We start from the raw sequence: 25,070 nt of genomic DNA on the forward strand, positions 1-25,070 counted from the left end.
CGTCAATCCCTCTCAGGGTTGTAAGTCTGTGGTCTGATTCGGGGGCCTGGGGGTCGGCGGGGGCCTCTGGGCGAGACCCCTGCCGGACTCCCGTCAGACCTCTTCGACGCTGCTCGGCTCGCGCCGGGACAGGTCGATGCCGAGCTCTTCCGCCGCGCGGAAGACGTCCTCGTCGGTGTCGCGCATCTCAATGGACATGCCGTCCGAGGACAGCACCTCCACGTTGAGGCACAGGGACTGCATCTCCTTGATGAGCACCTTGAAGGACTCGGGGATGCCGGGCTCGGGGATGTTCTCGCCCTTGACGATGGCCTCGTAGACCTTCACGCGGCCGGTGACGTCGTCGGACTTGATGGTCAGCAGCTCCTGGAGGGCGTACGCGGCGCCATATGCCTCCAGCGCCCACACCTCCATCTCGCCGAACCGCTGGCCACCGAACTGGGCCTTACCACCCAGCGGCTGCTGGGTGATCATCGAGTACGGACCGGTCGACCGGGCGTGCAGCTTGTCGTCGACCAGGTGGTGGAGCTTGAGGATGTACATGTAGCCGACCGAGACCGGCTCCGGGAACGGCTCACCGCTGCGGCCGTCGAACAGCCGGGCCTTGCCGGACGGGAGGACCATGCGGACGCCGTCGCGGTTCGGGATGGTGTGCTGGAGCAGACCGGACAGTTCGTCCTCGCGGGCGCCGTCGAACACCGGGGTGGCGACGTTGGTGCCGGGGACGACCTGGTCGGCGCCGATGTTCTGGAGCCGCTGGGCCCACTCGTCGGCGAGCCCGGAGACGTCCCAGCCGCGGCTGGCGAGCCAGCCGAGGTGGATCTCCAGGACCTGTCCCGGGTTCATCCGGGACGGGACGCCGAGCGGGTTGAGGATGATGTCGACCGGGGTGCCGTCCTCCAGGAACGGCATGTCCTCGATCGGCAGGATCTTGGAGATGACGCCCTTGTTGCCGTGCCGGCCGGCGAGCTTGTCACCGTCGGTGATCTTCCGCTTCTGCGCCACGTACACACGCACCAGCTGGTTGACACCGGGGGGCAGCTCGTCGCCCTCCTCGCGGTCGAAGACCCGGACGCCGATGATCTTGCCGATCTCGCCGTGCGGGACCTTCAGCGAGGTGTCACGGACCTCGCGGGCCTTCTCACCGAAGATCGCGCGCAGCAGGCGCTCCTCCGGCGTCAGCTCGGTCTCGCCCTTGGGCGTGACCTTGCCGACCAGGATGTCTCCGGCGACGACCTCGGCGCCGATGCGGATGATGCCGCGCTCGTCGAGGTCGGCGAGGACCTCCTCGGAGACGTTCGGGATGTCCCGGGTGATCTCCTCGGGGCCCAGCTTGGTGTCCCGGGCGTCGACCTCGTGCTCCTCGATGTGGATCGAGGAGAGGACGTCGTCCTGGACGAGGCGCTGCGACAGGATGATCGCGTCCTCGTAGTTGTGGCCCTCCCACGGCATGAACGCGACCAGCAAGTTCTTGCCGAGCGCCATCTCGCCGTTCTGGGTGGCCGGACCGTCGGCGAGGACCTGGCCCTCGATGATCCGGTCGCCCTCGTTGACGATGACCTTCTGGTTGACCGAGGTGCCCTGGTTGGACCGGGCGAACTTGGCCAGGCGGTACGTGATGTACGTGCCGTCGTCGTTGGCGGTGGTGATGTAGTCGGCGGAGACCTCCTGGACCACACCGGCCTTCTCCGCCTTGACCACGTCACCGGCGTCGACGGCGGAGCGGTACTCCATGCCGGTGCCGACGAGCGGGGACTCGGAGCGGATCAGGGGCACGGCCTGACGCATCATGTTCGCGCCCATGAGGGCACGGTTGGCGTCGTCGTGCTCCAGGAAGGGGATCATGGCGGTCGCGACCGACACCATCTGGCGCGGCGAGACGTCCATGTAGTCGACCTCGCCGCCGGCGACGTAGTCGACCTCGCCGCCGCGGCGGCGGACCAGCACGCGGTTCTCGGCGAACTCGGAGTCGTCGGTCAGCGGGGCGTTGGCCTGGGCGATGACGAAGCGGTCCTCTTCGTCGGCGGTCAGATAGTCGACCTCGTCGCTGACCCGGCCCTCGACGACCTTGCGGTACGGCGTCTCGATGAAACCGAACGGGTTGATCCGGCCGTACGAGGCGAGCGAACCGATCAGACCGATGTTCGGGCCTTCGGGCGTCTCGATGGGACACATCCGGCCGTAGTGCGAGGGGTGCACGTCACGGACCTCGAAGCCGGCCCGCTCACGGGAGAGACCACCCGGGCCGAGGGCGTTCAGACGACGCTTGTGCGTCAGCCCCGACAGCGGGTTGTTCTGGTCCATGAACTGGGACAGCTGGCTGGTGCCGAAGAACTCCTTGATGGAGGCGACGACCGGCCGGATGTTGATCAGCGTCTGCGGGGTGATCGCCTCGACGTCCTGGGTAGTCATGCGCTCGCGCACGACCCGCTCCATACGCGCCAGACCCGTACGGACCTGGTTCTGGATCAGCTCGCCGACATTGCGGATACGGCGGTTGCCGAAGTGGTCGATGTCATCGGTCTCGACCATGATCGAGCGGCCGTTGTCGCCGACCGTCTCGGTCTCACCGGCGTGCAGACGCACCAGGTACTTGATCGTCGCGAGGATGTCGTCGACGGTCAGGACACCGGCCTCCAGGCCGGTCTCCGTGCCCAGCTTCTTGTTGACCTTGTAGCGGCCGACCTTGGCGAGGTCGTAGCGCTTGGGGTTGAAGTACAGGTTCTCCAGCAGCGTCTGCGCGGCCTCACGCGTGGGGGGCTCGCCCGGACGCAGCTTGCGGTAGATGTCGAGCAGCGCGTCGTCCTGGCCCTGGGTGTGGTCCTTCTCCAGGGTGGCGCGCATCGACTCGTACTCGCCGAACTCCTCCAGGATCTGCTCGGTGGTCCAGCCGAGCGCCTTGAGCAGGACGGTGACGGACTGCTTGCGCTTGCGGTCGATGCGCACACCGACCATGTCGCGCTTGTCGATCTCCATCTCCAGCCAGGCACCCCGGGACGGGATGATCTTGGCGGAGAAGATGTCCTTGTCGGAGGTCTTGTCGATGGAGGAGTCGAAGTAGACACCCGGCGAGCGGACGAGCTGCGAGACCACGACACGCTCGGTGCCGTTGATGACGAAGGTGCCCTTGTTGGTCATGAGCGGGAAGTCGCCCATGAAGACCGTCTGGGACTTGATCTCACCGGTCTCGTTGTTGGTGAACTCGGCGGTGACGAAGAGCGGAGCGGCGTAGGTGAAGTCACGCTCCTTGCACTCGTCGATGGAGTTCTTCGGCGGCTCGAAGCGGTGGTCCCGGAAGGTCAGGGACATCGACCCGGAGAAGTCCTCGATCGGGGAGATCTCCTCGAAGATCTCCTCCAGACCGGACTTGGTGGGGACGTCCTGACCGTTCTCCAGAGCCTCCTCGACCCGACTCTGCCAGGCGGTGTTGCCGAGCAGCCAGTCAAAGCTCTCGGTCTGGAGCGCAAGCAGGTTCGGAACCTCAAGAGGCTCCTTGATCTTTGCAAAGGAAATGCGCAGCGGGGCGGTGCTGGCGCCGTTGTTCGTATTCGCGGTCGAGGCGTTGCGCGAGGCGGCCAAGAGGGGGTCCTTCCGAGGGCTCGGACTCACTACGCGCGTACCGGCCCCTCACCGATACACAGAGACAGGTTCCCCGGGTCCAGCCAAAAGGCCAGGTCAGGGATGGTCCGGTCGTCGGTGCTCCAGCGAGGGCATGCCCCTGGTGACGGGCAGGGGACAGCTAACAGGCAGCGCAAAGGGTCAGTGTAGCCACTTGGCACACTGATGTCCAGTCCGGGTTTCGCGGAACCCTCGTTGCCCTCGTTGTACTCAACCCCTGCGACAAGGCGACACCCTCAACGCACGTTGATCCTGCCCTCTTCGTCGCCGATCCATGCCTCGGATTTCCGGATCCTTGTGACGACGCGTCCTGAGAATTGCGCGCTGCGTGCGGTTCGTCAAGGCCCCCCGACCCGAACCCGGGCCGCCAAAGGCACGACGAAGATCACCATACCCTCCGTTCACCGAGGGGCAAGGCAGCCGTGGTCGGACCTCCGGGAAAGCCGAAGAGCGACCACCCGGATGGATGATCGCTCCTCGGTGCGCCCGCGTTACAGCCTTGACTCGGACCGCCCGCCGGGCGCCGGGTACCGCTGCGGGTACCGCTCGGCCTTACTTGACCTCGACGGAGGCGCCGGCGCCCTCAAGGGACTCCTTGGCCTTCTCCGCGGCGTCCTTGGCGACCTTCTCCAGGACGGCCTTCGGCGCGCCGTCGACCAGGTCCTTGGCCTCCTTCAGGCCCAGCGAGGTCAGCTCACGCACGACCTTGATGACCTGGATCTTCTTCTCGCCGGCACCGGTGAGGATGACGTCGAACTCGTCCTGCTCCTCGACGGCGTCGGCGGCAGCGCCACCACCGGTCGGGGCGGCGATGGCGACAGCAGCGGCGGCAGCCGTGACGTCGAACTTGTCCTCGAACGCCTTCACGAACTCGGAAAGCTGGATGAGGGTCATCGTCTCGAACTCGGCGAGCAGTTCTTCCTGGGTGAGAGCCACGATGGCTTCCTTCCACTCAATCGGCGGGTGCCGTATGTACATGACTGGCGGGCGTACGTTCGGCCCGCTACGACCGTGACCTGCGGCTCAGCGCCTCAGGCGGCGGTCATGATGCGAGCCGAATTACTCGGCACCGCCCTGCTCGTCCTGCTTGGCACGGAGCGCGTCCACGGTGCGGACGAGCTTCGAGGGGAGCGCCTGGAAGACCTGAGCAGCCTGCGTCTGCTTGCCCTTCAGCGCACCCGCCAGCTTGGCGAGCAGAACCTCGCGGGACTCAAGGTCCGCAAGCTTCTTGATCTCGTCGGCGGACAGCGCCTTGCCGTCAAGGACACCGCCCTTGATGACGAGGTTCGGGTTGTCCTTGGCAAAGTCACGCAGACCCTTCGCCGACTCCACCGGGTCACCGGTGACGAAGGCGACAGCCGTCGGACCGTTGAACAGGTCGTCCAGCGTCGTGATCCCGGCCTCGTTGGCCGCAATCTTGGTCAGTGTGTTCTTCACCACGGCATACTGGGCGTTCTCACCGAGCGATCGACGCAGCGTCTTGAGCTGCGCCACGGTGAGACCGCGGTACTCGGTCAGCACGGCAGCGCTGGAGTTGCGGAACTGCTCCGTCAACTCTGCGACTGCGGCAGCCTTGTCGGGCGTCGCCATAGAGCCTCGGCCTCCTTCCGGGTGATTCGGACCGCGCGGATCCGAAGGAGGACGGGAAAAACAAACGCCCCGGCGCAGGCGCACGGGGCGGACTCGACCGGCTGTGCATACGAGGTGTAGGCACTCCGGGAGTTCTTCCACAGTCACCTGCGCGGGCCGTCCGCAGTTCAGCGGATCCTTCGGCCACCGCACCCTCATTCGAGCGCACGGCAACAACCAGCGGTCTTTGGCTTCTCAAGGAGAGTACGTGACCCGATCCCCGTCGGGCAAATCCGCTCGTACGGGGATCGGCGCGGGGCCCTGCCGGGCCGGTCGGATCCGCTGCGGGGCCGGGCGGTCAGCCGGCCTGGAGGTCGTTCATCATCTCGGCGAGGTCCACGGTCTCCGCGGCCGGCGGGGCCTTGACCTCGACGGGCTTGTTGATGTCGAAGAAGGTGATCGTCACGTCCATCGGGCCCTGCTCGGCGTCGCCGCGCACCCGGAACTGCTTGGTGCGCTCCTCGCCGTCGACCCACATGTCCATGGTCATCTTCTCGATGCCCAGGTCCTCGTACTGCTCCAGGCTCTTCTCGCGGGCCTCGCGGGTCTCCTTGTCCTCGTCCTTGAGGGAGTCGCGCAGGTCGGCGAGGGTGATCGTGCCCTTGTAGTGGGTGGTCTCCACACCGTCGACGGTCTCGGTGCCGACCTCCTCGACGCCCTCGGCGTCCGCCATGAAACCGGCCTCGCTCGCCGGGTTCTTCTCGGCCTGGCCGGCGCCGCCCAGCTCGCTCAGTTCGTCACCGGCGCCGAGGGCGGCCAGGTCGAACTTGATCCAACTCTTGCCGTCCATCTCCTTGGCGGCCTCTTCGCCGCCGTTGATGAACATCGCCTGGTCGACGAGGCGGATCTCGACCTCGCCGCCCTCCGGAGCGGACGCACCGCCCGGCGCGACCTCCATCTTCATGCTCATGGCGAGGGGCTTCATGCTCATGGACGCGGTGCCCTCGACCTGTCCCTCGCCGGGGACCTCACCCTTCATCCGGTAGTTGAGGGAGGTGATCTCCTCGGTGTTCTTCGCCGCTTTGGCGACCGCGGCGGCCGGATCGATGTCCAGCGTCTTCTCACTGCCGCAGCCGACCGCGCCACCGGCGAGCACCAGCGCCACCAGCCCCGCACCGGCCGCCCCACCGCGCGTACGTACAGAAAGACCCATGGTTCCCCCCACGGAAACTGAAGATCGGAAACAGCGAGCAACTGACAGGAAAGGATCACGGAAACGGGCGGGACCGTTCATGGTCCATGCATGGCCGGTACACAGTGATCCGGCTCGTGAGCCTATCCCAGGGCACTGACAGCGGCCCGGGAATTCCCCGAGGGGCCCTCAGGGGCCCGGTGACGCCAGCAGGTCCTGGAAGTCCTGGGTGTCGGCGGCGGGCGGCGGCTCGACCTGGACCTCGGTGCCGTAGCCGTCGTAGTGGGCGGTCTGGGTCAGCTCCCCGGTGGCGGCGCTGCCCTTCTCCACCTTCTTGACGACGAGGTCCCGCCCGTCGATCCACAGGTCGACGGTCTGCACGGTGACCCCGGCCCGCTCCAGCTGGGCGCGCAGCTCCGGGTCGTCCAGGTCGGAGACCTCGGAGGTGGCCGAGTAGCGGGTGGCCCGGGTGCCGCGGACCTGCTCCGGCCCCAGCTCGCGCACCTCGTCCGCGGCGAGCAGAAAGTCCACCGACCGGTCCGGGGTGGCCCCCCGCAGCTGCTCACTGACGTACGCCCCCGAGGCCCCGCCCAGCCGCTCCAGCGCGCTCCAGGGATAGCGCACCCAGTGCTTGCCGCCGGCCTGTGCGGCGAAGGCGTCGCCCATGCGCGCGTAGTAGGCGTCGGGGAGGTAGCGGGCCTCCATGGAGGTGGTGCCCAGCTCGCGCATGGTGTCGGCGAGGGTGCCGCCGGTGTAGGTGATGGTCAGGGTGCCGGTCAGGCCGTCGCCCCAGGCGAGGGTGCCCTCGGAGGTCAGGTCGATGGAGCTGCCGACGGTCGTGGCGGCCTCCACGCGCGCGGAGCGGGCCTTCGCGGTGGCGTCGGCGGCGGCGCGCAGCGCGGCCCGGTCGGCGGGCGGGTGGGAGGCCCGGGAGGTCGGGGTGGCCCGGTCGCTGGGGTCGGGGGCGGGGGCGGGGGTGCCCTCGGAGGTGCAGCCGCAGAGGCCGATGAGGGCGGCGACGGCCCCGGCGATCACCCGCTTCATCCGCACCCCCGGTATCGGTCCTGTCAGCGCACGGTAGCTCAGGCCACTGACAGCCGGGCGGGACAGGGCCCGGAGAAGCCCGGCGGCCCCGCCCCGGAAAACGCCCGACGGGCCCCGCGCCGGGAAGGCTGCGGGGCCCGTCGGGCGACTGCGAACGCGCGGTCACCGTCGGATCAGACGGCGGCCGGGTCCTCCTCGGTGAGGAGGTTGCGGGTGCGGTTGGGGTCGACCGGAACGCCGGGGCCCATCGTGGTGGTGATGGCGGCCTTCTTGATGTAGCGACCCTTGGCGGCGGACGGCTTCAGACGGAGGATCTCCTCCAGCGCGGCGCCGTAGTTCTCCACCAGCAAGGTGTCGTCGAAGGACACCTTGCCGATGATGAAGTGCAGGTTCGAGTGCTTGTCGACGCGGAACTCGATCTTGCCGCCCTTGATGTCGTTGACAGCCTTGACGACGTCCGGGGTGACCGTGCCGGTCTTGGGGTTCGGCATCAGACCACGGGGGCCGAGGACGCGGCCGAGGCGGCCGACCTTGCCCATGAGGTCCGGGGTGGCGACGACGGCGTCGAAGTCCAGCCGGCCCTTCGCCACCTCGTCGATCAGTTCGTCGGAGCCGACGATGTCGGCGCCCGCGGCAGTCGCGGCCTCGGCACGGTCACCGGTCGCGAAGACCAGGACCCGGGCGGTCTTGCCGGTGCCGTGCGGGAGGTTCACGGTGCCACGGACCATCTGGTCGGCCTTGCGCGGGTCGACACCCAGACGGAAGGCGACCTCGACGGTGCCGTCGAACTTGGTCGTGGAGGTCTCCTTGGCGAGACGCACGGCTTCGAGCGGGGCGTACAGCTTCTCCCGGTCGATCTTGGCGTCCGCAGCGCGGAGAGACTTGCTGCGCTTGCTCACTACTGCTCCTGGGGTTTCTTAGGAGTCGTGGTACGGGCCGAGCAGGCCCCGCCACTTCTGCTGGTGGGTGGGATCAGCCCTCGACCGTGATGCCCATGGAACGGGCGGTGCCGGCGATGATCTTCTCGGCGGCGTCCAGGTCGTTGGCGTTGAGGTCGGGCATCTTGGTGGTGGCGATCTCGCGGACCTGGTCGCGGGTGATCTTCGCGACCTTGGTCTTGTGCGGCTCGCCGGAGCCCTTGTCCACGCCCGCGGCCTTGAGGATCATCTTGGCGGCCGGCGGGGTCTTGGTGATGAAGGTGAAGGAACGGTCCTCGTAGACCGTGATCTCCACCGGGATGACCCACCCGCGCTGCGACTCGGTCGCGGCGTTGTACGCCTTGCAGAACTCCATGATGTTGACGCCGTGCTGACCCAGCGCGGGGCCGACCGGCGGGGCCGGGTTGGCGGCACCGGCCTGGATCTGGAGCTTGATCAGCCCCGTGACCTTCTTCTTCTTGGGAGGCATTGCTCTCCGGGTCCTTTCAGTTCGGGTCCTGCCCGTAATCGGGGACCACCCGGATACAGGCATACCGCACAACGATAACGGGTATGGATGCGCGGCTAAAAACCGAGCAGGTCAGGAGCCGAGAGCCCCTGACCTGACACGGAAGTCCACGGGGCGCCCCACCAGGGGCGCCGGGTGAGGCGCTGCCTCAGTTTTTCTAGATCCGTCAGTTCTTCTGGATCCGCCAGTTCTGCCGGATCCGTCAGTTCTTCTGGATCTGGTCGAACGACAGCTCGACCGGCGTCTCCCGGCCGAAGATCTCCACCAGACCCTTGACCTTCTTGGAGTCGGCGTTGATCTCGTTGATCGTGGCCTGGAGCGTGGCGAACGGGCCGTCGGTGACGGTGACCGAGTCGCCGACCTCGAAGTCCAGCACCTGGACCTCGACCTTGCGCTGCGGCGCCGGCTTGCCCTCGGCCTCGGCGGCCTCACGGGCGGCCTTCTCCTCGGCCTCCGGGGCGAGCATCTTGACGATCTCGTCCAGGGTCAGCGGGTAGGGGTCGTAGGCGTTGCCCACGAAGCCGGTGACACCGGGGGTGTTGCGGACGACGCCCCAGGACTCGTTCGTCAGATCCATCCGGACCAGGACATAGCCGGGGAGCTTGTTCTGCTTGATCGTCTTGCGGTCGCCGTTCTTGATCTGGACGACCTCTTCCTGCGGCACCTCGGCCTGGAAGATGTAGTCCTCGACGTTCAGCGAGACGGCGCGCTGCTCCAGGTTGGTCTTCACCCGGTTCTCGTAACCCGCGTAGGTGTGGATCACGTACCACTCGCCGGGGAGGACGCGCAGTTCCTCGCGGAGCGCGGTGACCGGGTCCAGCTGGGGCTCGGGCTCGCGGGGCTCCTCGGACTCGTCGGCGGCGTCGTCGTCCTCGGCAGCCGCCTCGTCGGCGTCCTCCGCCTCCTCGGCGTCGTCGGAATCCTCGTCGTCGGAATCCTCGTCCTCGGAGTCCTCGGCGTGGAGGGCGGCTTCCTCGGCGGGCTCGCCCGCGGTGGCGTCGGCGGCCTCGGCCTCGTCCAGATCCGCGTCCGCGCCCTCAACGATGTCGACCTCGTCGTCCACGGAGTCGTCCGGCTCGTGGGACTCATAGGACTCGTTCAGGTTGGCGTCAGACACGGTGGCTGCTTCTTCCTGGATACATAGGGGTGGAACACGCGAAAGGGGCGCCGGTCAGGGCGCCCTTCGCTCTAGGCTCAGCCGAAGACGTACTTCGCGGCGTTGTCGAGCCCATAGTCAATCACGGTCACAAGGCCGATCATGATGACGACAAAGATGATCACCACGGTGGTGTACGTGGTCAGCTGATTGCGCGTCGGCCAGACGACCTTGCGAAGTTCGGCGACGACCTGGCGGTAGAACAGCGCGAGCCGCTTCAGCGGACCCTTCTTCGCGCGCTTGCCGCCCTTACGAGTCTTCTTCTTCGACTCCGGCGTCTCATCCTGGGCATCAGGCGTGTCGATGGAGCCCACGGCGTCCGTCACTTCATCCTCACCTGGTCCCGGGTCGTGGCCGTGCCGCGCCCGGTCCGAGCCGCACGGCGGTGCAATGCTGTAGTACCTGCGCACACATCCTGATGGAGTGTGGAGCAGGGCCGGAGGGACTCGAACCCCCAACCGCTGGTTTTGGAGACCAGTGCTCTACCAATTGAGCTACGACCCTTCGCGTGCCCCCCAACGTACCGCATCCGCCCGGGTGCTCGGTGTGCACCGGGTGAGTGCGGGCTCGCTGAAGGCCAACGAGGTGAGAGTGTACGTGCTCCGGGGCCGGGCGTCGAACAGAATGCGCTCGTGGAAGCGCTGTCCGTACGGGTTCGGGTGCAGATCACCGGAAGATCACCAGGCCACGCGGAGGTTCCGGAAGGATGTTCTGGCCGCCCCCCGGCACTGTTCAGTAGATGAAACCCGCGTGCCGGGCGGGTTTCGGGTCTGAAACCATGGGTCCCATGAGCGCTGCAACCCCTCCCACCGAGCGCCGGGTCTCCGCCCGCGTCGGGGCTATCTCCGAATCCGCCACCCTCGCCGTGGACGCCAAGGCCAAGGCCCTCAAGGCCGCCGGACGTCCGGTCATCGGCTTCGGCGCGGGCGAGCCCGACTTCCCGACGCCGGACTACATCGTCGAGGCCGCCGTCGAGGCGTGCAAGAACCCCAAGTATCACCGGTACACACCGGCCGGTGGTCTGCCCGAGCTGAAGGCCGCCATCGCCGCCAAGACGCTGCGCGACTCCGGCTATGAGCCCGAGGTCTCCGAGATCCTCGTCACCAACGGCGGCAAGCAGGCGATCTACGAGGCGTTCGCCGCGATCCTCGACCCGGGCGACGAGGTGATCGTCCCGGCGCCGTACTGGACGACGTACCCCGAGTCGATCCGGCTGGCCGGCGGTGTCCCGGTGGAGGTGGTCGCCGATGAGACGACCGGCTACCGGGTCAGCGTCGAGCAGCTGGAGGCCGCCCGCACCGAGCGGACCAAGGTCGTCCTGTTCGTCTCCCCCTCCAACCCCACCGGCGCGGTCTACTCCCGTGAGGACACCGAGGCCATCGGCCGCTGGGCCCTGGAGCACGGCCTGTGGGTCCTGACCGACGAGATCTACGAGCACCTGGTCTACGGCGACGCGGTCACCACCTCGCTGCCGGCCCTGCTGCCCGAGCTGCGCGACAAGTGCATCGTGGTCAACGGCGTGGCCAAGACGTACGCCATGACCGGCTGGCGGGTCGGGTGGGTCATCGGCCCGAAGGATGTCGTCAAGGCGGCAGCCAACCTCCAGTCGCACGCCACCTCGAACGTCGCCAATGTCTCGCAGGCCGCCGCGCTGGCCGCCGTCTCCGGTGATCTGACCGCGGTGGCGAAGATGCGCGAGGCGTTCGACCGGCGCCGCAGGACGATCGTGCGGATGCTGAACGAGATCGACGGCGTGGTCTGCCCGGAGCCCGAGGGCGCGTTCTATGTGTACCCGTCGGTGAAGGCGCTGATCGGCAAGGAGATCCGCGGCAAGCGTCCGCAGAGCAGCGTCGAGCTGGCCGCGCTGATCCTGGAGGAGGTGGAGGTCGCGGTGGTGCCCGGCGAGGCGTTCGGTACGACGGGCTATCTGCGGCTGTCGTACGCGCTCGGTGACGAGGATCTGGTCGAGGGCGTCAGCCGGATCCAGAAGCTGCTGGCGGAGGCGCGCGACTGAGGTCGTCCGAGCGGTTTCCGCCCCGGAGGGGCACCCTTGAACTGATCGGGGGTGCCCCTCCTTCTCTTTGTCTCCTTCGTCGTCCTCTTCTTCGTCTCGGTTGTTCGTCTCCGTTCTTCGTCTCCGCACCATTTGTTTGTGCGAGCAAGACCACGAACGGGGAAAGCGGTACCGGCACGCGACGGCGGTGCGGCAGGATCCTGGGATGGAACGCGTACGTGATGTCTCCGCTCTACCGAAGGCGCATCTGCACCTGCACTTCACCGGTTCGATGCGTCAGGCGACCCTGCTGGAACTGGCCGACAAGCACGGGGTGCGGCTGCCCGACGCGCTGACCGAGTCGCTGGTCAGCGGCGAGCCGCCGAAGCTGCGGGCCACGGACGAGCGGGGCTGGTTCCGCTTCCAGCGGCTGTACGACGCCGCCCGGTCGTGTCTGCGGGAGCCGGAGGACATCCAGCGGCTGGTGAAGGAGGCCGCCGAGGAGGATGTGCGGGACGGCTCGGGCTGGCTGGAGATCCAGGTCGACCCGACGTCGTACGCGCCCCGGCTGGGCGGGCTGATCCCGGCGCTGGAGATCATCCTGGACGCGGTGGACTCGGCGAGCCGGGAGACCGGGCTCGGGATGCGGGTGCTGGTGGCGGCGAACCGGATGAAGCATCCGCTGGACGCCCGCACCCTGGCCCGGCTGGCGGTGCGCTACGCGGACCGGGGTGTGGTCGGGTTCGGGCTCTCCAACGACGAGCGCCGGGGCATGGCCCGCGACTTCGACCGGGCCTTCCACATCGCGCGCGAGGGCGGGCTGCTGTCGGCCCCGCACGGCGGCGAGCTGACCGGCCCGGCGTCGGTGCGGGACTGTCTGGACGATCTGCACGCGGACCGGGTGGGGCACGGGGTGCGCGCGGCGGAGGACGCGCGGCTGCTGAAGCGGCTCGCGGACCGGCAGATCACCTGCGAGGTGTGCCCGACGTCCAATGTGGCGCTGGGGGTGTACGAGAAGCCGGAGGACGTGCCGCTGCGGGCGCTGTTCGAGGCGGGGGTGCCGATGGCGCTGGGCGCGGACGACCCGCTGCTGTTCGGGGCGCGGCTGGCGGCGCAGTACGACGTGGCCCGCGAGTACCACGGTTTCTCGGACGCCGAGCTGGCCGAGCTGGCCCGGCAGTCGCTGCGGGCGTCGGCGGCGCCGGAGGATGTGAAGGGGCGGCTGCTGGCGGGGGTGGACGAGTGGCTGACGGCGCCCGTGTGAGGGGGACGGCGGGTCACCCGGCCGGCGGGGCGGCGATGGCGGCCATCAGGGTGCGGGCGAGGCGGCGGGCGAAGTCGTCGACGGGGGGCCGTCGCCCGTCCGGGGTGGAGTCGTAGGCGAAGGCGCGCTGGGCGCAGGCGCCGAGCAGCAGGGAGGCGGCGGCGAAGGGGTCCGCGTCGGGGCGCACCCGGCCCGCCTCCCGCTCGGCCCGCAGATAGGCCTCCAGGGCCTGGATCGGGATGTGCGGTCCGCGCCCCAGCTCGCGCAGCACCTCGTCGTGCCGCCGCTTGAGCCGCGTCTCGGCGTACAGCGATCCGGCGATCGGGAAGCTCTGCTCGTAGAACAGGGACGCCTGGCGGGCGATGTCCGTCAGGTTCTCCTCCAGTGAGCCGCGGCCCGGCTCGGCGGCGAGGCCGCTCAGCAGGGCGCCGAGCCGGGGCAGCCGCTCGGACAGCACCTGGATGAAGAGTTCCTCCTTGCTGCCGAAGTACTTGTAGAGCGCGGCCTCGGAGCAGTCGGCGGCGCGGGCGATCTCCTTGGTGGTGGCGCGGGCGAGCCCCACGGTGAGCATCAGCTCGTGCGCGGCGTCGAGAATGCGGCCACGGGCCGGTTTCCGCGGTGCCGTGTCCGGCTGCTGCGCCTCGTCTGTCGGGTCCAAGGATCATGGCCTTCCGCTCTGCCCTTGACGGGTGGGTGAGTACTTACCCACTCTAGAGGAGAGGGAGGTGAGTGAACACTCACCGAGCACTCGTCCAGTGGATCGACCAAGTTGGTAGGAGTACGCCATGGAACTCACCGTTTTCGGCGCGACCGGCGGTGTCGGCCGTGAGATCGTCCGCCAGGCCCTGTCCGCCGGCCACCGGGTCACAGCGGTGGTACGGGACCCCGCCCGGCTGCCGGTGACGGGTACGGGCCTGGAGGTGGTCCGCGCCGACCTCGGTGATCCGGGGGCGGTCCGGGCGGCGGTCGCCGGGCGGGACGCCGTGCTGTCCGGGCTCGGGGCCACCAGCCGCAAGGCCGCGGGGGTGACGACCCGGCTGACCCGTACGGTGCTGGAGGCGATGGAGGCCGAGCATGTCCGGCGGCTGGTGGTGGTCAGCGCGGCACCGGTCGGACCGCCGGCCGAGGGCGAGGGCCCCTTGGACCGGCTGGTCCTCGGGATCGTCTCCGCCGTGCTGAAGGACATCTACGCGGATCTGCGGGAGATGGAGGCGGAGCTGGGGCGCAGTGCCACGGACTGGACGTCCGTGCGCCCGCCGCGGCTCCAGGACAGGCCGCTGACCGGGGTGTACCGCAGGGTGATCGGCGGTTTCCCGCGCAAGGGCCGTTTCCTCGGTCGCGCGGACGTGGCCCACGCGATGCTGGCGGCGGTGGGGGATGCGGGGACGGTGAAGCAGGGGGTGGGGGTGGCGTATTGACGTCCGCCATCGGCGGTTCTGCGAGCTGAGGCTCCCCTAGGCGGGCCTAGCTCCCCCTAGCCAGGCGGGCCTAAAGGCTCACGCCCACCGTCACCGGCTCGTTGACCAGCCTGATGCCGAAGGCGTCCCGGACCCCGGTGACCACTTCGCGGGCGAGGGCGAGGAGGTCGTCGGTGGTGGCCTCGCCCCGGTTGGTGAGGGCGAGGGTGTGCTTGGTGGAGATCCGGGCCGGGCCGCTGCCGTAGCCCTTGGTGAAACCGGCCTTGTCGATCAGCCAGGCCGCGGACGTCTTGGTGTGGCCGCTCCCCGCCGGGTACGCGGGCGGTTCCGCGCCCTCGCCCAGCCACTCGCCGACCCGCGCCCGGAACACCGCGAAGTCGGCGTCGGTGAGGATCGGGTTGGTGAAGAAGGAACCGGCCGACCAGGTGTCATGGTCCTCGGGGTCCAGGACCATGCCCTTCCCGGCGCGCAGCTTCAGCACGGTCTCGCGCGCGTCGGCCAGCGGGACCCGCTCCCCGGCCTCGACGCCCAGCGCGCGGGCGGTCTCGGCGTATCTCAGGGGCGCCGACAGCCCGCCCGCGTCCTCCAGGAGGAAGCGGACGCGCAGCACGACATGGCGCTCGGGGTCGTCCTTGAAGCGGCTGTGCCGGTAGGAGAAGGCGCAGTCGGCGTTGGTGAGCGTGACGGTCTCGCCCGCGCGGCGGTCGTAGGCGAGGACCTTGGTGAGGGTGGCGGAGACCTCCTGGCCGTACGCCCCCACATTCTGGATCGGCGTCGCGCCGGCCGAGCCGGGGATGCCGGCCAGGCACTCGATCCCGGCGAGCCCGGCGTCCACCACCCGGGCGACCGCGTCCGTCCACACCTCACCGGCGGCCAGCTCCAGCTCCGTACCGGACAGCTCGAAGCCCCGGGTGGCGATGCGCAGGGCGGTGCCGTCGAAGCCCTTGTCCGAGACGACCAGGTTGGAGCCGCCGCCGATCAGCAGCAGCGGCGTACCGGAGGCGTCGGCAGCGCGGACGGCGTCGATCACCTCGGCGTCGGTCGTCGCGGTGACCAGCCGGGTCGCGGGGCCGCCCAGCCGGAAGGTGGTCAGCGGGGCGAGCGGGGCATCGTGGATTTCCTGCACGCGCCCAAGACTACGAGACGGCACTGACAACCCCGCGCCGCCCGCTACTCCCGTGCCGTCAGCCGCCGCCGCGCCTCCGCCCAGTCGACCGGCAGCCGATCGGCGGAGGTGGTCCAGCTGACGAAGGCGGCATCGCGCATCCGGGGTGCGAGCCCCCGGGAGGTGGGCCCGTGGGCGCCCGACCGGGCGAACTCCTTGAGCGCCTCGGGCGATTCCCAGGCGGACAACGTCCAGAACGTCCGCTTGAAGACCTCGGCCTTGAGTCCGGCCCCATAGGCGCCGGGCGCCCGCAGCGCCTGCCGCCAGACGCGGGGCGTACGGGCGAGGAAGACCAGGGCGCCCCACAGGGTGCGGGTCTCGAACCGGGAGGCGAAGACATGCACATCGGCGCCGGGCGGCGGGGTGTTCGGGGTGCTCCAGGGAAGGGTGGGCATGACGTACTCCGTTCTGAGTCCTGAATCGTGAGTCGTGAGGGGAGGGGGGTGGTGCTGCGGTGCTCGTCCGTCAGGGGCGGGAACCGGTACCGGTACCGACGACGAGAGAGCCGTCGAGCCGGCCATCGTCGTCCGGCACGCGCGCGGGGGCCGCGTCGGCGGGACCGGGTGCCTCTTCCCGGGACCGTCGCCGCGCCGGGATCGCCAGGGCGGCGGCACCGGCGACGGCGACCAGCGCCGCACCGACGACCAGCGCGGGCCGGAGTCCGTCGACAAAGGTCTGGCCGGTCTCGTAGCCGCCCCGGGCCGCGAAGATCGAGGACATGATGGCGATCCCGAGTGCGCCGCCGACCTCGCGCAGCGCGTTGTTGGCTCCGGAGGCGATGCCCTGCTCCTCGGTGGTGACGCTGGCCATGACGAGGGCTGCGGCCGGTGCGAAGAACAGGGCCATGCCGACGCCGCTGAGGATCAGCCCGGGGAGCTGACTGGCGTAGGAGGAGTCCGGGGTGACGATGACGGCGAGGTGGCCGAGCCCGGCGGCCTGGAGGAAGAGGCCGGTGGCGACGACGGGCCGTCCGCCGATGCGGTCGGACAGGATCCCGGCGAGGGGGGCGACGAGGATCGGCATCGCGGTCCAGGGCAGCATCCTGAGGCCCGCCTCGGTGGGCGAGTAGCCGAGTACGCCCTGCAAATACTGGCTGAGCAGGAAGATCGACCCGAACATCCCGAGGAACATCAGCATGCTCGCCGCGTTGATCCCGGCGAACGCGCGGGACCGGAACAGCCGCATCGGCAGCATCGGCCGGTCCGCGCGGCTGCCGTGCAGCACGAACCCGGCGAGCAGCGCGCCCCCGCCGAACAGTCCGAGCAGCACAGGTGTGCTGGTCCAGCCGTCGGCGGGCCCGCGCACCAGCCCGTACACGATCCCGAAGAGCCCGCCGCTGGCCAGCAGGGTGCCGCGGATGTCGAGCGGGGCGCCGGTGCCGTAGGACTCGGAGAACCGCAGCCGGGCCAGCGGCAGCAGCGCGACCCCCAGCGGAACGTTCAGCCAGAAGATCCACTGCCAGGACACATGTTCGGTCAGCGTCCCGCCGATCAGCGGTCCGGACGCCACCGCGAGCCCGTTCACGGCACCCCAGACGCCGTACGCCATGCCGCGCTTCTCGGCGGGGACGGCCGCCGTGAGCAGGGTCAGCGTCAGCGGCATCATCACGGCCGCGCCGACACCCTGCACCGCGCGGGCGGCGATCAGCTCGTCGATGCCGGGTGCGAGCGCCGCGGCGGCGGAGGCGGCGGTGAACACGGCGAGCCCGGCGATGAACATCCGCCGCCGCCCGAACCGGTCCCCCAGCGCCGCGCCGAACATCAGCAGCACGGCGAAGGTGAGCGTATAGGCGCTCACGGTCCATTCCAGGTCGTGCAGCCCCCCGCCGAGGTCCTCACGGATGGAGGGCAGCGCGGTGGTGACGACGAGGTTGTCCAGGGCCGCCATGAACCCGGCGGCGCCGGTGAGCGCCAACGCCCACCCCACACCGCCGCGGCGTATGCCCGATGCGCTGTCGCTGTTTCCCGGTGCGTTGTGCTGTGCCATCACTCCCCCTGAGAGATCTATCTAGTGATTGATTACTAATTTCGGATCGCAAAAATTAGTCATCGCTGACTAACTTGAGCGGACAGCGAGGCAGGAACCAAGTACCAAGGGGCCAGGGACCAAGGGCCGGAGGGGGCCGAAGAGGGGCGAGTGACGGACGTCAACGCAGGGGCGCGCCGCCGGGCGGAGCCCTACGTGGTCGATCGGCCCTTGTCCCGCGCCGACGGACTACACCCTTCCCAGACCCGGTGGCCGGGCGGGAAGCCCATCGCGACCAGCGAGTTGATGAGCATGCCGTACGCCATGAAGTTGGTCGTCTCAGCGGCGTCGCCACCGAGCGGCAGGTGCACGGTGTCCCAGAGCCGCATCCAGCCGGCCCGCACTTCCTCCCCCAGTTCATGATCACCGGCCTGCTCGGCGGCGGCGACCGTGACGTACATCTGCATCTGCATCAGCAGCCGATCGGGATCCTCGGTGACGATCCGGATGTAGGCGTTCGCCATGGCGTGCAGGGCCTCCTCGCCCTCCAGCCCGTCGGACGCCTCCTCGAAGGTCCGGATGAGGTCGTTCATGCACCACTGGACCGTCGCCAGGAAGATCGCCTTCTTGCCCGGGAAGAGCCGGAAGAGATAAGGCTGCGAGACGCCGACCTGCTTGGCGATCGCCTCGGTGGAGGTGCCGTAGTAGCCACCTCGCGCGAACTCGCGTGCCGCCGCGCGGATGACGCTGTCGCGTCGCTCTTCTGCGCTCATCCTGGCCATGGGAGTAAGTTAGTGCACAATCACTAACTAAGTCAAGGGAGCGGGGGCAGGGGGAACGGGGAGGGTGGCTGCCTCCGGTTGCCGCCGATGGGAAGGGGCCCGCCCTCACGGCTCAGGGCAGGCCCTCGTCTGGCGCCCTCAGGCTCAGGGCAGGCCCCCGTCTCCCGTCCTCAGGCCAGCCGGACGACCGCCCGAGACATGCCCAGCACCTTCTGTCCCCCGCTGGTGGCCGTCAGATCCACCCGCACGGTGTTGTCGTCCAGCTTGGCGGCGACCTTGCCGGAGACCTCGATCATGGCCCCCTTGTCGTCGTTCGGGACGACGACCGGCTTGGTGAAGCGGACCCCGTACTCGATGACCGCCGCCGGGTCCCCGGTCCAGTCGGTCACCACGCGGATCGCCTCGGCCATGGTGAACATGCCGTGCGCGATGACGTCCGGCAGCCCGACCTCCTTGGCGAACCTCTCGTTCCAGTGGATCGGATTGAAGTCCCCGGAGGCCCCCGCGTACTGGACGAGGGTGGCGCGCGTCACCGGGAAGCTCTGCGCGGGAAGCTCCGTGCCGACCTCGACATCGGCGTACGCGATCTTCGCGGTCATGGTGCTCACGCCTCCCCGGCCGCGCGGGCCACGAGCTTGGTGTAGGCGGTCACGACGGGCGTGCCGGCCTCGTCGTGCACCTCGCCGCGGATGTCGATGATGTCGTTGCCCGCCAGGGACTTGATCGCCTCGATGGTCGAGGTCACGCTCAGCCGGTCCCCCGCGCGGACCGGACGGACGTACGAGAACTTCTGGTCGCCGTGCACCACCCGGCTGTAGTCGAGGCCCAGTTGCGGGTCGGCGATGACCTCTCCCGCGGCCTTGAAGGTGATCGCGAACACAAAGGTCGGCGGAGCGATCACATCCGGATGCCCCAGCGCCTGGGCCGCCTCCGGGTCCGTGTAGACCGGGTTGGCGTCACCCACGGCCTCCGCGAACTCGCGGATCTTCTCCCGGCCCACCTCATAGGGCTCGGTGGGCGGGTAGCTGCGCCCCACGAAGGACTGGTCGAGCGCCATGGCAGCGGACCTCCTGGTGTCTGTCGTCGCACGGTCGTACGGTCAAACGACACGAGGCCGCCCCCTGGCTGGGGGCGGCCTCGTGAACGAGCCTTGGGTTATCGCGTCTCGCGGTGCGCGGTGTGCGCGTTGCAACGCGGGCAGTGCTTCTTCATCTCCAGTCGGTCCGGGTTGTTACGCCGGTTCTTCTTGGTGATGTAGTTCCGCTCCTTGCACTCCACGCAGGCCAGCGTGATCTTCGGGCGGACGTCGGTGGCAGCCACGTGAGTGCTCCTTGACGAACGGATGGGATGTTTAACGCAAGAAAGAGTAGCCGATCGGAGGACCGACCCCGCAATCGGCTACTGTGAGTAGCGGTGACCGGACTTGAACCGGTGACACAGCGATTATGAGCCGCTTGCTCTACCGACTGAGCTACACCGCTGTGATGCGATCGGATCCCGTCTTGCGACGGGAACCTCACACACCAGAGCCCCAAAACGGAATCGAACCGTTGACCTTCTCCTTACCATGGAGACGCTCTGCCGACTGAGCTATTGGGGCGAGCGATGAAGACATTACACGCTCGGCAGCCGTTCACCCAAATCCGTTTCGCCGGGCCCGTCCACCCCTGTCCGGGCCCGGTCGCAGGCCCCATCACGGGCGCCGTTGTGGGCCCTTTTGTGGGCCCTTTTGTGGGTGCTGCCATGGGTGCTGGCTTGGGTGCTGGCTTGGGTGCTGGCTGGAGTGCTGGCATGGGCTGTCGCGGGTGTCTCAGGGGCCTCCCCCGCCTGGGCAACCACACCGGTACGACTATTGCGCTCCTCCCCGTGAGGCAAGGATCACCACCCTAGGCTCGACTCACTCTGTGTGATCACGCGCGGCGCCGCCCTTCACTGTCTCCGTCACCGTTCCCCCCCTCCCCCTCCCCCTCCCCCGTCCTGGATGTCGTCCCGCCCGCGCGATGCCGCCCTGTCCCGCCGAGTTCCGCCGTCCGAGCGCCGAGTCCCTGGAGCGCGATGCCCGACAGCCAGCCGCAGCCGCCCCATTCGCCCGATTCCGCGTCGGGTACGCCGTCGTCGCCCTCGGGGTCGGCCCCAGGGTCGGCCACCGGGTCGTCCAAGGGGGCCTCGTCAGGGGCCTCGTCCGGGTCTTCGTCGGAGCCTTCGTCCGGGTCATCGTCCGGGTCCTTGTCGGGGACGCCGTCGGGGGTGCCTGCGGGTTCCTCCGGTGGTCCTGGGGCGTCCGAAGCGCTCGGGGGGTGTGGGGGGTCTCCAGGATCTACGGGGTCCTCCGGGGTCGTGGGCCCGGCGGACGGCGGTTCGTCGCTGCTCCTGTGCGGCGCCCGGCTCACGGACGGTCGGCAGGTGGACGTACGGCTGGATCATGGCCGGATCGAGGCGGTCGGTACGGCGGGCAGTCTGGGTGTCGGGCGCGGCTCGGGTACGCGCGTGGACCTGTCCGGCTATCTGCTGCTGCCCGCGCCCGCCGAGCCGCACGCGCACTCCGACACCGCGCTCACCGCCGACGCGGACGGCCCGGTCTCGTACGACCCCGGGGACGTCCAGCGGCGGGCCACGGAGGCGGCGCTGCTGCAGCTCGGGCACGGTGCCACCGCGTTGCGCGCGCATGTGCGGGTGGGCGATGTCCAGGGGCTGAGCGTGCTGGAGGCCGTGCTCCAGGCCCGGCGTTCGCTGCGCGGGCTCGCGGAGCTGACGACGGTGGCGGTGCCGCGCGTCCTGACCGGGCTGGCCGGCGCCGACGGGCTGGCGATGCTGCGGGACGCGGTGAAGATGGGCGCGGCGGTGGTGGGTGGCTGTCCGGATCTGGACCCGGATCCGACGGGTTACGCGCAGACGGTCCTGGAGGTGGCCTCGGAACACGGCTGCCCGGTCGATCTGCACACCGACGCCACCGATCCGGCCCGGCTGTCCCGGCTGGCGGCGATGGCCGGTGGTCTGCGGCCGGGCGTGACCCTGGGTCCGTGCGGCGGCCTGGGCGACCTGCCCTCCGAACTGGCGTCCAGGACCGCCGACCAGCTGGCCGCGGCCGGGGTGACCGTCGTCTGTCTGCCGCAGGGCGGCTGCGGCGGTATCGACCGGGCGGGGACGGGCACGGGGGCGGGGACGGCTCCGGTGCGGCTGCTGCGCGCGGCCGGTGTCCGGGTGGCCGCGGGCAGCGGCGCCCTGCGGGACGTGTCGAACCCGGTCGGTCGCGGCGACCCCCTGGAGGCCGCGTTTCTGCTGGCCTCCCGGGAGGGCCTGCGGCCGGAGGACGCCTACGACTGTGTCAGCTCCGCCGCGCGGGCGGCGCTGGGGCTGCCCGAGGTGCGGGTGGAGGCCGGTTTCCCGGCGGAACTGCTCGCCGTCCGCGGGGAGCGGCTCTCCGGCGCGCTGTCCCTCGCGTACAGCCGGATCGTGGTGCACCGGGGGCGGGTGGTGGCGCGCACCAGCGCGGTGCGGGAGTACTGCAACTCGGCGGTGGCCGCCGAGTTGGGGCTGCCGCGGCAGGGGCGGGGGGAGTTGTCGTGACGGGGTGGTGAGGTCGGGGAGGGCGCGCTCCCGCGCGTGCGCCGGGGGAGGCGAGGGTGCGTCCGTGGGTCGCCCGGAAGTCGTGCGGCAAACGCCGCTGTCCGGGCGTACGGTCAAAGGCATGCGCATTGTGATTGCTGGTGGTCATGGTCAGATCGCGCTGCGGCTGGAGCGCTTGCTCGCCGCGCACGGGTACGGGGTCGCGGGCATCATCCGCCGTGCCGAGCAGGGTGAGGCCCTGCGGGCGGCCGGTGCCGAACCGGTGCTGGTGGATCTGGAGTCGGCCTCGGTCGAGGAGGTCGCGGCGCATCTGCGGGGCGCGGATGCGGCGGTGTTCGCGGCGGGTGCGGGGCCGGGCAGCGGGGCTGCGCGCAAGGACACGGTGGACAAGGACGCGGCGGTGCTGTTCGCGGACGCGGCGGTCCGCGCGGGCGTACGCCGCTTCGTCGTCGTCTCCTCGTACGGCGCCGACCCCGAGCACCCCGGCGACGAGGTCTTCGACATCTATCTGCGGGCCAAGGGCGCGGCCGACGCGTATGTGCGGGGTCTGGACGCGCTGGACTGGACGATCCTGCGGCCCGGTTCCCTGACCAATGACCCCGGCAAGGGCCTGGTCCGGCTGGAGGCGCACACCGGGCGCGGGGCGATCTCCCGCGACGACGTGGCCACGATCCTGGTGGAGCTGCTGGAGACCCCGGCGACGGCGGGCCTGACCCTGGAGCTGATCGGCGGCTCGACGCCGGTGCCGGTGGCGGTGAAGTCGGTGGCGGGCAACTGAGCGGGGCTGTTCGTCGAGGGCGCGACTAGCCACGGGTCCGCCCCCGCCGCTGCCAGTCGGCGCCGGGCGGTTCCCAGGAGGGGGATTGTCCGCATCGTCAGAAGAGGGGCAGCTGGCCGGGAAAGTCGGGCAGCACATATCCGTCCAAGCCCACTTGCACGGCCCCCAGTTGCGCCTGGCTACGCGACCCCGGACACGAGACGAGCCGTCCGCTCTCCCGTGCTCCGGGCGGGTCGTGCCGCGCGTACCGCCCGGCGACGACGGCGATCTCGCGACGGCACTCGGGACACTTCCTACGACGCGACGACATACCCCCAGTCTGCCCGCCACCACTGACATCGCCCTGCCCGTGACATCGCCGTGTCCGGCGACACGCGAGGGGGTGGCAGGGTGAGGTGACCACGCGGGGGGGGAGGAGAGAGAGACGGTGCGGCACGGTGCGTCGGCGGCACGGTGAGATGAGCGGTGACCCGGGGGCGGCGGCATGACAAAGGGTCCGTGACCTGTGCTGAGCACAGGTCACGGACCCTTTGTTCCGTGTGGCGGCGCCAGGATTCGAACCTGGGAAGGCTGAGCCGGCAGATTTACAGTCTGCTCCCTTTGGCCGCTCGGGCACACCGCCGGGGATTTGTTGCCTTTCGTACCGCTTTTCGGCGGTCCTCGCTGGCAACGACGTAAACAATACCCGATGCCGAGGGGTGCTCCGCCACCCGATTGATCGGCGCCCTGAGCCAGGTGGGTGGCTAGGCTTGTGCGGATGCGGACCCGGTCTTGTGCCGGGCTCGGCGCCCGCTCGCGGTACGTCGGGACGCACCCGTTCGCCCCCTGATACAAGGAGCCACAGGACATGGCCGACTCCAGTTTCGACATCGTCTCGAAGGTCGAGCGGCAGGAGGTCGACAACGCCCTCAACCAGGCCGCCAAGGAGATCTCGCAGCGCTACGACTTCAAGGGCGTCGGCGCCTCCATCGCCTGGTCCGGCGAGAAGATCCTCATGGAGGCCAACTCCGAGGACCGGGTGAAGGCTGTCCTCGACGTCTTCCAGTCCAAGCTGATCAAGCGCGGTATCTCCCTGAAGGCCCTCGACGCGGGTGAGCCCCAGCTCTCGGGCAAGGAGTACAAGATCTTCGCCTCGATCGAGGAGGGCATCTCCCAGGAGAACGCCAAGAAGGTCGCGAAGATCATCCGGGACGAGGGGCCCAAGGGTGTGAAGGCCCAGGTCCAGGGCGACGAACTGCGCGTCACCTCCAAGAGCCGCGACGACCTCCAGGCCATCATCGCCCTCCTCAAGGGCAAGGACTTCGACTTCGCTCTGCAGTTCGTGAACTACCGGTGATCGTCAGCGGCCGGTGATCGCTTCGCGGTCGTCGGCTGTCGGTCCGGTCGGATCGGGTCCGCGGGCCACCGATCGCGATGGGGCGGGGCGGGGCGGGGCGCGGCGCGGCAGGTCGGGGCGGGACTCGTGGCGAGTTGTGCGGGGAGGGGGCAGGTGCTTTGGCGCCTGCCCCTTTTTCGTTCTCGGTGTTCGGTGTGCTTGGTGTGCTGGTGTGCTTGGCCTGAGCTGTGCTCGCTGTCTGGCCCTCGCTGCCACCGCCCACCGCCCTTCCCCTGGCGTCAGCTGCGCGAGTTGCCGAACAGCAGGCGGTAGATGATCAGCAGGACCAGCGAGCCGCCTATCGCGGAGAGCCAGGTGGCGCCGTCGTAGAAGTCCTTGGAGATCGGGTTGTCCAGGAACCGGGCGGAGATCCAGCCGCCGAGGAACGCGCCCACGACTCCGATCAGGGTCGTGCCGATGAAGCCGCCGGGGTCGCGGCCCGGCAGGAGGAACTTGGCGATGGCTCCGGCCAACAGTCCCAGAATGATCCAGCTGATGATGCCCATGCCGTGAACCTGCCCTTCCGCACGGCGCCTGTGCAGTCCCCGCTCTGTGACATTCGTCTTGTCTCGTGTCGGGTGTGCTCCGGCCGTGCGTCGCGCTGTGGTGGTTTTGCCGTCGTGAGTGGGTGAGTTGGCTGAGTGGGTGAGTCGGTGGGTTCGTGGGGGGGAGTGGTGGGGTGCGGCGGGTGGTGGTCGGGCGTTCGTGTCGCGTTGGTGGGAAGGACGTCCGCCCGGT

25 protein-coding genes and 4 tRNA genes are annotated in these 25,070 nt (G+C 69.4%); 6 read left to right on the top strand and 23 right to left on the bottom strand.

Going from position 1 to position 25,070, the window contains the following annotated elements; all coding sequences use genetic code 11:
* Positions 1–93 precede the first annotated feature (93 nt).
* The 10 genes from rpoB to ABZX40_RS24110 all read right to left on the bottom strand — a co-directional run bounded on the left by rpoB (position 94) and on the right by ABZX40_RS24110 (position 10,529).
* Positions 94–3,579 carry a DNA-directed RNA polymerase subunit beta gene (gene rpoB, locus ABZX40_RS24065; protein ID WP_355741568.1) on the bottom strand — a complete coding sequence of 1,162 codons (3,486 nt, stop codon included), beginning with the start codon at positions 3,577–3,579 and terminating at the stop codon, positions 94–96.
* A 591-nt stretch (positions 3,580–4,170) separates the two neighbouring features.
* The gene (rplL, locus tag ABZX40_RS24070) at positions 4,171–4,557 is read right to left on the bottom strand and encodes a 50S ribosomal protein L7/L12 (protein ID WP_355741726.1); all 387 of its coding nucleotides are present in this window, start codon (positions 4,555–4,557) and stop codon (positions 4,171–4,173) included.
* Between the two features lie 120 nt (positions 4,558–4,677).
* Positions 4,678–5,208 (bottom strand): 50S ribosomal protein L10, encoded by a 531-nt coding sequence (rplJ, locus tag ABZX40_RS24075; protein ID WP_355741566.1) that lies wholly within the window; start codon positions 5,206–5,208, stop codon positions 4,678–4,680.
* A 337-nt stretch (positions 5,209–5,545) separates the two neighbouring features.
* Positions 5,546–6,400, bottom strand: a complete 855-nt coding sequence (locus ABZX40_RS24080; RefSeq protein WP_355741565.1) for a DUF1396 domain-containing protein — start codon at positions 6,398–6,400, stop codon at positions 5,546–5,548.
* Between the two features lie 168 nt (positions 6,401–6,568).
* The gene (locus ABZX40_RS24085; RefSeq protein ID WP_355741563.1) at positions 6,569–7,423 is read right to left on the bottom strand and encodes a hypothetical protein; all 855 of its coding nucleotides are present in this window, start codon (positions 7,421–7,423) and stop codon (positions 6,569–6,571) included.
* Positions 7,424–7,596: 173 nt separating this feature from the next.
* A complete protein-coding gene (gene rplA, locus ABZX40_RS24090; RefSeq protein WP_355741561.1) occupies positions 7,597–8,322 on the bottom strand; it encodes a 50S ribosomal protein L1 in 726 nt (241 codons plus the stop codon).
* 73 nt (positions 8,323–8,395) lie between these two features.
* Entirely contained in the window at positions 8,396–8,830 is a 435-nt protein-coding gene (rplK, locus tag ABZX40_RS24095) for a 50S ribosomal protein L11 (protein ID WP_355741559.1), read from the bottom strand.
* A 241-nt stretch (positions 8,831–9,071) separates the two neighbouring features.
* Entirely contained in the window at positions 9,072–9,986 is a 915-nt protein-coding gene (gene nusG, locus ABZX40_RS24100) for a transcription termination/antitermination protein NusG (protein WP_355741557.1), read from the bottom strand.
* Between the two features lie 77 nt (positions 9,987–10,063).
* Positions 10,064–10,351: a preprotein translocase subunit SecE gene (secE, locus tag ABZX40_RS24105; RefSeq protein ID WP_355741723.1), complete on the bottom strand. Its 288-nt coding sequence runs from the start codon at positions 10,349–10,351 to the stop codon at positions 10,064–10,066.
* 105 nt (positions 10,352–10,456) lie between these two features.
* Positions 10,457–10,529, bottom strand: a tRNA-Trp gene (locus ABZX40_RS24110).
* Positions 10,530–10,812: 283 nt separating this feature from the next.
* Between ABZX40_RS24110 and ABZX40_RS24115 the strand changes: the two genes are divergently transcribed.
* Both ABZX40_RS24115 and ABZX40_RS24120 read left to right on the top strand, forming a co-directional pair.
* Positions 10,813–12,039 (top strand): pyridoxal phosphate-dependent aminotransferase, encoded by a 1,227-nt coding sequence (locus ABZX40_RS24115; RefSeq protein ID WP_355741555.1) that lies wholly within the window; start codon positions 10,813–10,815, stop codon positions 12,037–12,039.
* A 205-nt stretch (positions 12,040–12,244) separates the two neighbouring features.
* On the top strand, positions 12,245–13,282 hold the full coding sequence (locus ABZX40_RS24120; protein WP_355741553.1) for an adenosine deaminase: 1,038 nt from the start codon (positions 12,245–12,247) through the stop codon (positions 13,280–13,282).
* A 13-nt stretch (positions 13,283–13,295) separates the two neighbouring features.
* Here ABZX40_RS24120 and ABZX40_RS24125 read toward each other — a convergent pair whose 3' ends face one another.
* Complete coding sequence (locus ABZX40_RS24125; RefSeq protein ID WP_355741551.1) at positions 13,296–13,940, bottom strand: TetR/AcrR family transcriptional regulator; 645 nt, start codon at positions 13,938–13,940, stop codon at positions 13,296–13,298.
* Positions 13,941–14,067: 127 nt separating this feature from the next.
* On the opposite strand from ABZX40_RS24125, the gene ABZX40_RS24130 reads away from it, so the two are divergent.
* Positions 14,068–14,700 (top strand): NAD(P)H-binding protein, encoded by a 633-nt coding sequence (locus ABZX40_RS24130; RefSeq protein ID WP_355741549.1) that lies wholly within the window; start codon positions 14,068–14,070, stop codon positions 14,698–14,700.
* A gap of 70 nt (positions 14,701–14,770) precedes the next feature.
* Here ABZX40_RS24130 and ABZX40_RS24135 read toward each other — a convergent pair whose 3' ends face one another.
* From ABZX40_RS24135 to ABZX40_RS24175, 9 genes are all read right to left on the bottom strand, one after another.
* Positions 14,771–15,826, bottom strand: coding sequence for a UDP-N-acetylmuramate dehydrogenase (locus ABZX40_RS24135; RefSeq protein WP_355741547.1), 1,056 nt, complete (start codon positions 15,824–15,826; stop codon positions 14,771–14,773).
* A gap of 44 nt (positions 15,827–15,870) precedes the next feature.
* A complete protein-coding gene (locus ABZX40_RS24140) occupies positions 15,871–16,260 on the bottom strand; it encodes a DUF3291 domain-containing protein (protein ID WP_355741545.1) in 390 nt (129 codons plus the stop codon).
* Positions 16,261–16,330: 70 nt separating this feature from the next.
* A complete protein-coding gene (locus ABZX40_RS24145) occupies positions 16,331–17,851 on the bottom strand; it encodes an MFS transporter (protein ID WP_355741543.1) in 1,521 nt (506 codons plus the stop codon).
* Positions 17,852–18,042: 191 nt separating this feature from the next.
* Positions 18,043–18,612, bottom strand: coding sequence for a TetR/AcrR family transcriptional regulator (locus tag ABZX40_RS24150; RefSeq protein WP_355741542.1), 570 nt, complete (start codon positions 18,610–18,612; stop codon positions 18,043–18,045).
* 170 nt (positions 18,613–18,782) lie between these two features.
* Positions 18,783–19,211: a MaoC family dehydratase gene (locus ABZX40_RS24155; protein WP_355741540.1), complete on the bottom strand. Its 429-nt coding sequence runs from the start codon at positions 19,209–19,211 to the stop codon at positions 18,783–18,785.
* Between the two features lie 5 nt (positions 19,212–19,216).
* Positions 19,217–19,669: a MaoC family dehydratase N-terminal domain-containing protein gene (locus tag ABZX40_RS24160; RefSeq protein ID WP_355741538.1), complete on the bottom strand. Its 453-nt coding sequence runs from the start codon at positions 19,667–19,669 to the stop codon at positions 19,217–19,219.
* 98 nt (positions 19,670–19,767) lie between these two features.
* Positions 19,768–19,932, bottom strand: a complete 165-nt coding sequence (rpmG, locus tag ABZX40_RS24165; protein WP_003948671.1) for a 50S ribosomal protein L33 — start codon at positions 19,930–19,932, stop codon at positions 19,768–19,770.
* Positions 19,933–20,020: 88 nt separating this feature from the next.
* Positions 20,021–20,093 (bottom strand) — tRNA-Met (locus ABZX40_RS24170).
* Between the two features lie 46 nt (positions 20,094–20,139).
* Positions 20,140–20,212: transfer RNA gene (locus tag ABZX40_RS24175), tRNA-Thr, on the bottom strand.
* Between the two features lie 737 nt (positions 20,213–20,949).
* On the opposite strand from ABZX40_RS24175, the gene ABZX40_RS24180 reads away from it, so the two are divergent.
* Positions 20,950–22,179 (top strand): amidohydrolase family protein, encoded by a 1,230-nt coding sequence (locus ABZX40_RS24180; protein ID WP_355741536.1) that lies wholly within the window; start codon positions 20,950–20,952, stop codon positions 22,177–22,179.
* Between the two features lie 121 nt (positions 22,180–22,300).
* Entirely contained in the window at positions 22,301–22,957 is a 657-nt protein-coding gene (locus ABZX40_RS24185; RefSeq protein ID WP_355741535.1) for an SDR family oxidoreductase, read from the top strand.
* A 97-nt stretch (positions 22,958–23,054) separates the two neighbouring features.
* On the opposite strand, the gene ABZX40_RS24190 is transcribed toward ABZX40_RS24185, so the two are convergent.
* Together ABZX40_RS24190 and ABZX40_RS24195 are read right to left on the bottom strand one after the other, a co-directional pair.
* Entirely contained in the window at positions 23,055–23,267 is a 213-nt protein-coding gene (locus ABZX40_RS24190) for a hypothetical protein (protein WP_355741534.1), read from the bottom strand.
* 230 nt (positions 23,268–23,497) lie between these two features.
* Positions 23,498–23,579, bottom strand: a tRNA-Tyr gene (locus ABZX40_RS24195).
* A gap of 225 nt (positions 23,580–23,804) precedes the next feature.
* Between ABZX40_RS24195 and ABZX40_RS24200 the strand changes: the two genes are divergently transcribed.
* The gene (locus tag ABZX40_RS24200) at positions 23,805–24,293 is read left to right on the top strand and encodes a YajQ family cyclic di-GMP-binding protein (protein WP_355741533.1); all 489 of its coding nucleotides are present in this window, start codon (positions 23,805–23,807) and stop codon (positions 24,291–24,293) included.
* 278 nt (positions 24,294–24,571) lie between these two features.
* Here the strand turns inward: ABZX40_RS24200 and ABZX40_RS24205 are convergent, their stop codons facing one another.
* Positions 24,572–24,838 carry a GlsB/YeaQ/YmgE family stress response membrane protein gene (locus tag ABZX40_RS24205; protein ID WP_355741532.1) on the bottom strand — a complete coding sequence of 89 codons (267 nt, stop codon included), beginning with the start codon at positions 24,836–24,838 and terminating at the stop codon, positions 24,572–24,574.
* Positions 24,839–25,070: the final 232 nt, after the last annotated feature.

Source organism: Streptomyces sp. NPDC004610 (assembly GCF_040609715.1).
Taxonomy (GTDB): Bacteria; Actinomycetota; Actinomycetes; order Streptomycetales; family Streptomycetaceae; genus Streptomyces.

What these genes read in the sequence shown, in the direction of transcription:
- rplJ (WP_355741566.1), bottom strand. Translation starts at nt 5,208, where the DNA reads ATGGCGACGCCCGACAAGGCTGCCGCAGTCGCAGAGTTGACGGAGCAG.
- ABZX40_RS24080 (WP_355741565.1), bottom strand. Translation starts at nt 6,400, where the DNA reads ATGGGTCTTTCTGTACGTACGCGCGGTGGGGCGGCCGGTGCGGGGCTG.
- ABZX40_RS24085 (WP_355741563.1), bottom strand. Translation starts at nt 7,423, where the DNA reads ATGAAGCGGGTGATCGCCGGGGCCGTCGCCGCCCTCATCGGCCTCTGC.
- rplK (WP_355741559.1), bottom strand. Translation starts at nt 8,830, where the DNA reads ATGCCTCCCAAGAAGAAGAAGGTCACGGGGCTGATCAAGCTCCAGATC.
- ABZX40_RS24115 (WP_355741555.1), top strand. Translation starts at nt 10,813, where the DNA reads ATGAGCGCTGCAACCCCTCCCACCGAGCGCCGGGTCTCCGCCCGCGTC.
- ABZX40_RS24120 (WP_355741553.1), top strand. Translation starts at nt 12,245, where the DNA reads ATGGAACGCGTACGTGATGTCTCCGCTCTACCGAAGGCGCATCTGCAC.
- ABZX40_RS24130 (WP_355741549.1), top strand. Translation starts at nt 14,068, where the DNA reads ATGGAACTCACCGTTTTCGGCGCGACCGGCGGTGTCGGCCGTGAGATC.
- ABZX40_RS24140 (WP_355741545.1), bottom strand. Translation starts at nt 16,260, where the DNA reads ATGCCCACCCTTCCCTGGAGCACCCCGAACACCCCGCCGCCCGGCGCC.
- ABZX40_RS24145 (WP_355741543.1), bottom strand. Translation starts at nt 17,851, where the DNA reads ATGGCACAGCACAACGCACCGGGAAACAGCGACAGCGCATCGGGCATA.
- ABZX40_RS24150 (WP_355741542.1), bottom strand. Translation starts at nt 18,612, where the DNA reads ATGGCCAGGATGAGCGCAGAAGAGCGACGCGACAGCGTCATCCGCGCG.
- ABZX40_RS24155 (WP_355741540.1), bottom strand. Translation starts at nt 19,211, where the DNA reads ATGACCGCGAAGATCGCGTACGCCGATGTCGAGGTCGGCACGGAGCTT.
- ABZX40_RS24160 (WP_355741538.1), bottom strand. Translation starts at nt 19,669, where the DNA reads ATGGCGCTCGACCAGTCCTTCGTGGGGCGCAGCTACCCGCCCACCGAG.
- ABZX40_RS24185 (WP_355741535.1), top strand. Translation starts at nt 22,301, where the DNA reads ATGCGCATTGTGATTGCTGGTGGTCATGGTCAGATCGCGCTGCGGCTG.
- ABZX40_RS24190 (WP_355741534.1), bottom strand. Translation starts at nt 23,267, where the DNA reads ATGTCGTCGCGTCGTAGGAAGTGTCCCGAGTGCCGTCGCGAGATCGCC.
- ABZX40_RS24200 (WP_355741533.1), top strand. Translation starts at nt 23,805, where the DNA reads ATGGCCGACTCCAGTTTCGACATCGTCTCGAAGGTCGAGCGGCAGGAG.
- ABZX40_RS24205 (WP_355741532.1), bottom strand. Translation starts at nt 24,838, where the DNA reads ATGGGCATCATCAGCTGGATCATTCTGGGACTGTTGGCCGGAGCCATC.